The organism is uncultured Succinivibrio sp., from assembly GCF_902756765.1.
GTDB lineage: Bacteria > Pseudomonadota > Gammaproteobacteria > Enterobacterales > Succinivibrionaceae > Succinivibrio.
Window position 1 is genome coordinate 1 of the sequence record NZ_CACVSS010000087.1, and the last position, 7048, is coordinate 7048.

The 7048-nt window shown below is 38.3% G+C and carries 7 protein-coding genes and 1 tRNA gene; 6 read left to right on the forward strand and 2 right to left on the reverse strand.

Going from position 1 to position 7048, the window contains the following annotated elements; genetic code table 11:
* Positions 1-31 precede the first annotated feature (31 nt).
* Positions 32-793 (forward strand): IclR family transcriptional regulator, encoded by a 762-nt coding sequence (locus QZU45_RS10065; RefSeq protein WP_295354916.1) that lies wholly within the window; start codon positions 32-34, stop codon positions 791-793.
* Between the two features lie 5 nt (positions 794-798).
* On the opposite strand, the gene QZU45_RS10070 is transcribed toward QZU45_RS10065, so the two are convergent.
* Positions 799-875, reverse strand: a tRNA-Arg gene (locus QZU45_RS10070).
* Between the two features lie 87 nt (positions 876-962).
* Here QZU45_RS10070 and QZU45_RS10075 point away from each other — a divergent pair.
* A complete protein-coding gene (locus QZU45_RS10075) occupies positions 963-2372 on the forward strand; it encodes an AMP-binding protein (protein WP_295354919.1) in 1410 nt (469 codons plus the stop codon).
* Here the strand turns inward: QZU45_RS10075 and QZU45_RS10080 are convergent.
* The gene (locus QZU45_RS10080; protein ID WP_295354922.1) at positions 2364-3521 is read right to left on the reverse strand and encodes a flagella assembly protein FlgT middle domain-containing protein; all 1158 of its coding nucleotides are present in this window, start codon (positions 3519-3521) and stop codon (positions 2364-2366) included. The two genes, QZU45_RS10075 and QZU45_RS10080, sit on opposite strands and share 9 nt — an antisense overlap.
* Positions 3522-3667: 146 nt before the next feature.
* Here QZU45_RS10080 and QZU45_RS10085 point away from each other — a divergent pair, with 146 nt between their 5' ends.
* The 4 genes from QZU45_RS10085 (at position 3668) to QZU45_RS10100 (ending at position 6818) form a co-directional block, all read left to right on the forward strand.
* Positions 3668-4675, forward strand: coding sequence for a FlgO family outer membrane protein (locus QZU45_RS10085; protein ID WP_295354925.1), 1008 nt, complete (start codon positions 3668-3670; stop codon positions 4673-4675).
* 12 nt (positions 4676-4687) lie between these two features.
* Positions 4688-5140 (forward strand): LPP20 family lipoprotein, encoded by a 453-nt coding sequence (locus QZU45_RS10090; protein WP_295354927.1) that lies wholly within the window; start codon positions 4688-4690, stop codon positions 5138-5140.
* A gap of 9 nt (positions 5141-5149) precedes the next feature.
* Positions 5150-5635 (forward strand): flagellar export chaperone FlgN, encoded by a 486-nt coding sequence (gene flgN, locus QZU45_RS10095; protein ID WP_295354930.1) that lies wholly within the window; start codon positions 5150-5152, stop codon positions 5633-5635.
* A gap of 205 nt (positions 5636-5840) precedes the next feature.
* Positions 5841-6818: an AAA family ATPase gene (locus QZU45_RS10100; RefSeq protein WP_295354933.1), complete on the forward strand. Its 978-nt coding sequence runs from the start codon at positions 5841-5843 to the stop codon at positions 6816-6818.
* Positions 6819-7048: the final 230 nt, after the last annotated feature.

Below are 7048 nucleotides of genomic sequence, written 5' to 3' on the forward strand. Positions count from 1 at the left end.
TGCAGCTTAAAGGCGAATTTAAGGAGTTTTTATGGCCTCAAAAATTAGAGTTCCAGCTCTGGAAAGAGCTCTTAATATACTTGAGGTTCTTCAAAAACATCATCGCTGTACAATCTCAGAACTTATATCTATTACAGGGCTTCCAAGAAGCTCTGTTTATGTTCTTGTAGATGATATGGTTAAGCTTCGTCTTTTAAGACAGAACTCTGACAAGACAGTACAGCTATGGATGAAACTCGTATCTTTGGGCAATTCTGCCTCAGACTCTCTTGATCTCAAGGAGATGATCTCTCCTTATCTTGATAAGCTTATTTCATCTGTGGACTGTCTTGCGGTTCATTTTGGCATAATGGATGATGACAAGGCCTATTATGTCCTAAAACGTACCAGTTCAAAATCAGGTATGAGAATTCTCTCCAGAGAAGGAGCAGAAGTTTCGCTTGTTCATTCTGCCTTGGGAAAGTGTCTTCTTGCCTATCAGGACAGTATGCTTCGAGAAAGACTTGTAACAACCCTGGATTACACTCCTGCTACAGCTAACTCTATAACTACTCCAGAGGCACTACGCAAGGAACTGGCTCAGATCAGAAACCGAGGATATGCTTTTGATAATGCTGAGGTCGGACTTGAACTAAGATGTATAGCTGTGCCGATTTTTGATCTGGATAATCATCTTATTGGAGCAATATCGGTGGTAGGAACTATCAATAACTTTACAACCGCAAAGCTGAGTTCAATTATTGATTTGATGAAGAGATGTTCTATCTCTATTTCGTCAGGGCTAATGCTCTGACTTTATGGCGTCTCTGGGCGGAATTGAACCGCCGACCTTTCGCTTAGGAGGCGAACGCTCTATCCAACTGAGCTACAGGGACAGCTTCATAAAGAACAGCTAAACATTATACAGTATATTTGGTGTAGTAGTTTGTTTTTTGTTGAATTTGTTAAGTTTTTAGGTTTTTATGTGGGATCTAGATAGATTTGCAGAGAATACTGCAGTTATAGATGACAGGGGAAATGAGCTGTCCTATGCTGGTCTTAAATCCTATGGAAATGAACTTTGTTCTCACCTTAAATCAAGATCTCTTGTGATGCAATTGGCCAGAAATACCCTTGGCTCTTTTATTGGCTATATCTCTTTTCTTGACATAAAAACAGTTCCTCTGATGGTAAGTTCTGCCCTGAATGTTGAGCAGAAAAAACATCTTCTCAATTGCTATCATCCGTCATATCTGTGGCTGCCATCGGAGATGTGCTCTGAATTTTCTGAATATCCTGAAATCTTCAGCTTATATGATTATTCTCTTTTAAAAACAGACTATCCGTCCGATTACGAATTATATCCAGATCTGGCCCTGCTGCTCACAACCTCTGGAACTACCGGAAGTCAAAAATATGTAAGACAGAGTTATCTTAATATCAAATCAAATGCGGAATCGATTATCTCGTATTTGAAATTACATTCAAAAGAGAGAGCCATAACCTCTCTTCCAATGCATTACACCTTTGGTTTATCGGTAATAAACTCCCATATTAAAGTTGGCGCAACAATTCTTCTGACAGATAAGTCAATTATGCAGAAGGATTTTTGGGATTTTATGAAGAAATACGGGGCTACCTCTATTAGCGGGGTTCCTTATACCTATGAGATGCTCAAACGACTAAGGTTTCCGTCAATGGATCTCCCTGCTTTAAAAACAATGACTCAGGCTGGAGGTAAACTGTCTGTGGAACTGCAGCAGTATTTTGCTGAATACGCCCTTGAAACTAATCGACATTTTTTTGTAATGTACGGTCAGTGTGAGGCTACTTCAAGAATGGGGTATCTTCCATGGGAGAAATGTCTGGACAAACCCGGTTCTATCGGTGGTCCAATACCAGGAGGCAAATATTATCTTATTGATGCAGATGGCAATGTAATAGATAAGTGTAACGTAGAAGGTGAACTTGTTTATGAGGGGGATAATGTAACTTTAGGCTATGCTCATGGATATAAGGAGCTCTTTTTAGGAGATGAAAGACACGGCAGACTCTGCACCGGTGATTTAGCCTATTTTGATGAGGATAATTATTTTTATATTACTGGACGAAACAATAGATTTATCAAGGTGTTTGGTAACCGAGTCAATCTTGACGAAGTTCAGTTTAGCTTAAAGGAAAGGTTTTCTGAGCTTGAATGTGCTGTTATCGGAAGAGATGATCTGATTATGGTATGTATGCTCTCAGATGGTAATGCTTCTGCCGTCAGGTCTTTTCTTGAGGAACGTTTAGGGCTTAATCACAATGCTATAAAAACAGCTGTGGTAGAGAAAATTCCTAAAAATGAATCTGGAAAGATCCTCTACCATAACCTTGTTAAAGATTTACTCTAAGGTGACTATATCATCAACATCCACATTTAGGGTATTGTTCTGCAGATCAAGTGGCTTAAGCTTTGCTGAGTGAGGATAAACAGCAGTAACACGATACAGTCCCTTTGCATTCTCATGAATTTCGTACTCCGTTCCAACTGAACTGATCATATTTGATGACTGAGCCAGAGAGAATTTCATATCTTTCTTAAGCCCGTTATCACTTCCCATGTTGATGATAACATCATCTCCTTTTGTATCAATAACCCTTGCCGATACAGGCGCACACTGCAGTTCTCTTACCAGATCCTTCGCTGCACTTGAAGTCAGATCATATAGTCGCTGACCATAATCAGAACCTCTAAATCTGTCTGAGCGTAAGTCTAAAAATTCATTTGAATCAAAAGGCCAGTCGGTTTCTCCAGAGTAGTTTTTATGGAAGATTATCTGCTGGTTTATTGCATCAAAAACTTCTATATCAAAATTTATTGTTCTGGTTGGGACAAACAGCATATTGGTTATAACGTTATTGCCTACTTTTGATTTGCTAAGGGAATTTATGGTTCCTGTAATAATATACTGACTGCCGTACTGTGTTGAGATGGCTTTAAGATTGTCCAGTTTATTTTTATTTGGAACATTTTTGCCATTGTCATTTACAACATTCATTCTTAGTACAGGTCGTGTATTGAAGGTTGCTGAGTTATTCAGCTGATCGTAAAGCATTTTATCCAGTTCTTTGCTGGTATCTTCAATTCCTAAAGCTCCTTGGAAAGCCTGTGAGTCAGCATACTTGAATGACAGAGGCAATATGGACTTGTTAACAGTTGAGCCAGAGCATTTTGCTTTAGCTTTTTTATCGTCAATAAATGCCTTAATAGTTACGGTGGTTCTGTTGAGGGTGTGCTGTGTTTCCAATACAACCAGCTTTTTGATTATATTCTGTGAGGCAGGTCCATAGGAAGTTCCATTTAGAACTCCGCTTTTGTATGACTGTTCTAATCTTATATCTGCTCCTGACTGCATCAGCAGATTGTGAATTGCATCATTTACCGCATCCTCGCGATTCTGTCCAATACCTGTGGCAACCTGCCAGCTTGCGTATGACTGAAGCGATATCGAAGCTAAAAATAAAGTGACAGATACTTTTGCTATTTTAGAAAACTTCATATAAACCTCAGATGTTTGAATTTTGTCATATGGCATTGAAATTGCATTATTCACACCAAGATTTTAGAAATCGTTATTTTTATAACGAAATTCTTTCTGCAGTAATATGTTGATTATACGTACAAAAGAAGGTCAGGATGGAGAGAATGTTATTAAAAATGCTAAGTGTTGCAGCATTGATTGCAATTTCTGGCTGTACGGCAAATCCTGCCCCTGGTGGCAATGGAGGAGCTCAGGTATATGAGCAGAGAGGCATGGAGATCAGTAAGACTGTATCCGAAATGGCTGATACCTTATATGCCACAATGATTGCTGATTTGAAGGCAATTGATGCAGCTAACGGTAAAGGATCTGTCAGAAATCCGTCAATTCCAAAAGTTGCTGTAACATCTTTTGTTGACACTGATACATATGAGAATGCAGGATATTTAGGCAGATCAATGGCTGAAATGTTTGTTCATGAGCTTGACCGCAGAGGTATCCAGGTTTTTGATTACAAACTAACAGGTTCAATATCCATTACCAAGGATGGTGAGTTTGTATTCTCCCGTAACTGGAAGAAGGTTGCCCGTCAGGCGATGGTACGTCACATTCTGGCTGGTACCATTACACGAAACGATAAAGGTATTGTAGTTGTTGGACGTATCATTAATATGTCAAATTCAACTGTTGTCGGATCTTCAACCGGTTTTATACCTTATGAAAGACTTCCTTACTGCTACAGAACGGGGGAGAAAAACTGTTCAATCAACGGTACCACATCTTATCTGTATTATCTTCCTAACAGTACTAAGAAGACTGGTAATGGGGTAGCCGATACTGTTAGCAGTGTCCACGTTTCATCCTATTCATATAGCTCTACTCTGACTCCAGAACAGGAGAAAATAGTTCAGAAGAGAAAGGAAGATGAATTTATAAATAACTACTATACAACTGACAAGAAGGATTTTAATTCCAAGTACTATGTGGAAGGAGCAAAAGTTCCTGGAACATCTACCGGAAATTATGAGAGATATATGTACGAGAAGAAAAAATCCTCAATCGGTACATCGGGTAAATCCTCTGTTATCTATCCAGCACAATCCTATATGTACAAGGATAGACTAACTAGAGACGTTCATGACGAGAGTCATTATTCAAGAGTAAGTGATTAGGAGGGGCGAAAAATGAAGGTTTTAAAGATAGCTGTAGTCGCAATTGCCATGTCTTTGGCAGTGACCTCCTGCTCTTCAACTTTTCTGACAAGAAATCTAAGCTTTACTGATTCTGGGGTGAAAAAGCCTAGCGCTTTCCCTGTATTAAGAGCTACCGGGTATGCGTCAATTTCAAGACAGCCAGGAGCAACTTCTCAGATGAAGCAGATAAAAGCGATGCGCGCATCTAAGATTGAAGCATATAGAGAACTGTCCGAGCAGGTAAATGGCGTTTATATTAGTGCAAAGGATTCTCTTAACAGCAACAGTGTTGAAACCTCAAATAATGTAAATACCGAGGTTGATGGTTTTATTCACGGAGCAAGAGTTATTAGACAGTATGCTATGGGTGACACATATGCAACAGAAGTCGAGCTTGATACCCGTGTGGTATACGATATGTATGATATGCGCGGAGCTCTTTAGGAGGAGATTATGGAAACAGCAAACAGATTTGTATTCAAAAAAATAACTCCTAATAATCAGGCTCCTGCTGTAAAACCAATAAAAGACTATCTGATGATGCAGAATGCTGTACTTAATAGCCTTGAACTGGTTATCAGCAAAGAATATATGGCATTAAAGGACAGACATTTTGAGCTTCTGCAGGGAATATCCACTGAAAAGTCAGATCTTATGCTAAAGCTTCAGTCAAATGATCAGAAGTTAAAGCTTCATCCTGAGGTTCAGACGCTTAAGACCAAATACAGTGCCGAGGTACTGATTATCAAAGACAAGATGAAGAAATGTCATTTCAGAAATGAGGTCAATGGCAGACTTATAACCATGTGCATGCAGTCTTCTAATAAACTTCAGGCTCTGCTGATTGAGGCTCGCGATCTGGTTACCTGCAATAAAACCTATAACTGCAAGGGAAGCGCCTCAGCAAGAGCACCACTTCGTGTCTCCGTTTCTGCCTAGTCTGTTTGGATAGTCCTGATTTGCTTTTGTCAGGACTATTGTAATTTTATTATCCTCCTGCCATCTCTTTTAAATTTTTTTATATCTTACAAATCAATCAGCTATTTCGAATTCTGACAAATTTTGAATAGGTTAAATGCATACCCAAAAATTTCTCATTTATTATTCAGATAAATTTTTTAAGGAAATCCTTTAAGAATAAGAAATGAAAAAAAATGGAGAGATGATGGGGTTGGTTAATCTTTGTAATATCTTTGGTAATGATAAGCTTGTAGTTTCTGATTTTGACTTTAGTCCTGTAAATTACACTGCTCATATTCCTAATTTTGATTCTGATTATGTATTTGAACTTAACAGTCTGAATGATTTGTTACTGTTTCTGGTCCATCCATTTAAAGACTGTCTTTATATAAGCGGGCCATCTGGCTGCGGCAAGACATCTCTTGTGCTTCAGGTTGCAGCAAGACTTAATTGGCCTGTAGAACAGATTACCCTTTCAAATAAATCTGAATCCTTGGAGCTTATAGGTCATTCCTCAATTAAAAATGGAGAACTGGTATATGAATACGGCCCTCTTGCCAGAGCAATGATGTATGGTGAAATCCTGATCTTAAATGAGGTTGATTTAATGTCTCCTGGAGATTTAACCGTACTGAATGATGTTTTAGAAGGAAAAGATCTAACTATTGTTGCCAATCAGGGAGAGATCATTAAACCACATCCTAATTTTCGCGTGGTTGCAACTGCAAATTCAAAGGGAAATGGAGATCTGAGCGGATTCTATAATGGAGTCAGACTGCTTAATCAGGCTTTTTTAGATAGATTTAGATTTATGGAAATGTCTTATCCTAAATTAAATGTTGAAAAAGCCATGATCCGTAGTATGTACCCCTCAATTGATGAAGATATGTGTCTGAAGCTGCTTAAATTTGCTCATGATTTAAGACAGGTTATAGAGAATGGTTTTGAAAATGGAATCAGACAGTTATCAGCTCCTTTTTCTACCAGATCATTACTTAAAATAGCCGGTCTTTTATCTTTAAATACTTCGCTGGATGTTCATAAGATCATAAAGATGTGTTTCGCTTTAAGACTGCCCGCAGTTGAATATGAATATGTTATGAGATTGTGCAATGATATTTTTGGGCACGAAAATTCTAAGGTGATTGTTAATCAGGAATAAAAAAGAGAAATCTGTTTTTAGTAGTGATTGTAATTTTCTGCGTCAATTTCAATTTGATAAAAAATGTCTAGCGATATGCGATGACGAATACATTTTCAGCGTAAGTAAATACGATTTTGTCCTTATTTATAAAAAAAACAAACCCAGCAACAGATTGCTGGGTAAGACCTCATCCTCCTGCAAAAATGAGGTTTAATTGGGATACTCTGTTCTCCTGCAAAACAGAGTTT

Bases quoted from the DNA above. Each gene is read 5' to 3' on its own strand.
- QZU45_RS10090 (WP_295354927.1), top strand. From the start codon at position 4,688: ATGAAGGTTTTAAAGATAGCTGTAGTCGCAATTGCCATGTCTTTGGCA.
- QZU45_RS10075 (WP_295354919.1), top strand. From the start codon at position 963: ATGTGGGATCTAGATAGATTTGCAGAGAATACTGCAGTTATAGATGAC.
- QZU45_RS10100 (WP_295354933.1), top strand. From the start codon at position 5,841: ATGAAAAAAAATGGAGAGATGATGGGGTTGGTTAATCTTTGTAATATC.
- QZU45_RS10065 (WP_295354916.1), top strand. From the start codon at position 32: ATGGCCTCAAAAATTAGAGTTCCAGCTCTGGAAAGAGCTCTTAATATA.
- flgN (WP_295354930.1), top strand. From the start codon at position 5,150: ATGGAAACAGCAAACAGATTTGTATTCAAAAAAATAACTCCTAATAAT.
- QZU45_RS10080 (WP_295354922.1), bottom strand. From the start codon at position 3,521: ATGAAGTTTTCTAAAATAGCAAAAGTATCTGTCACTTTATTTTTAGCT.
- QZU45_RS10085 (WP_295354925.1), top strand. From the start codon at position 3,668: ATGTTATTAAAAATGCTAAGTGTTGCAGCATTGATTGCAATTTCTGGC.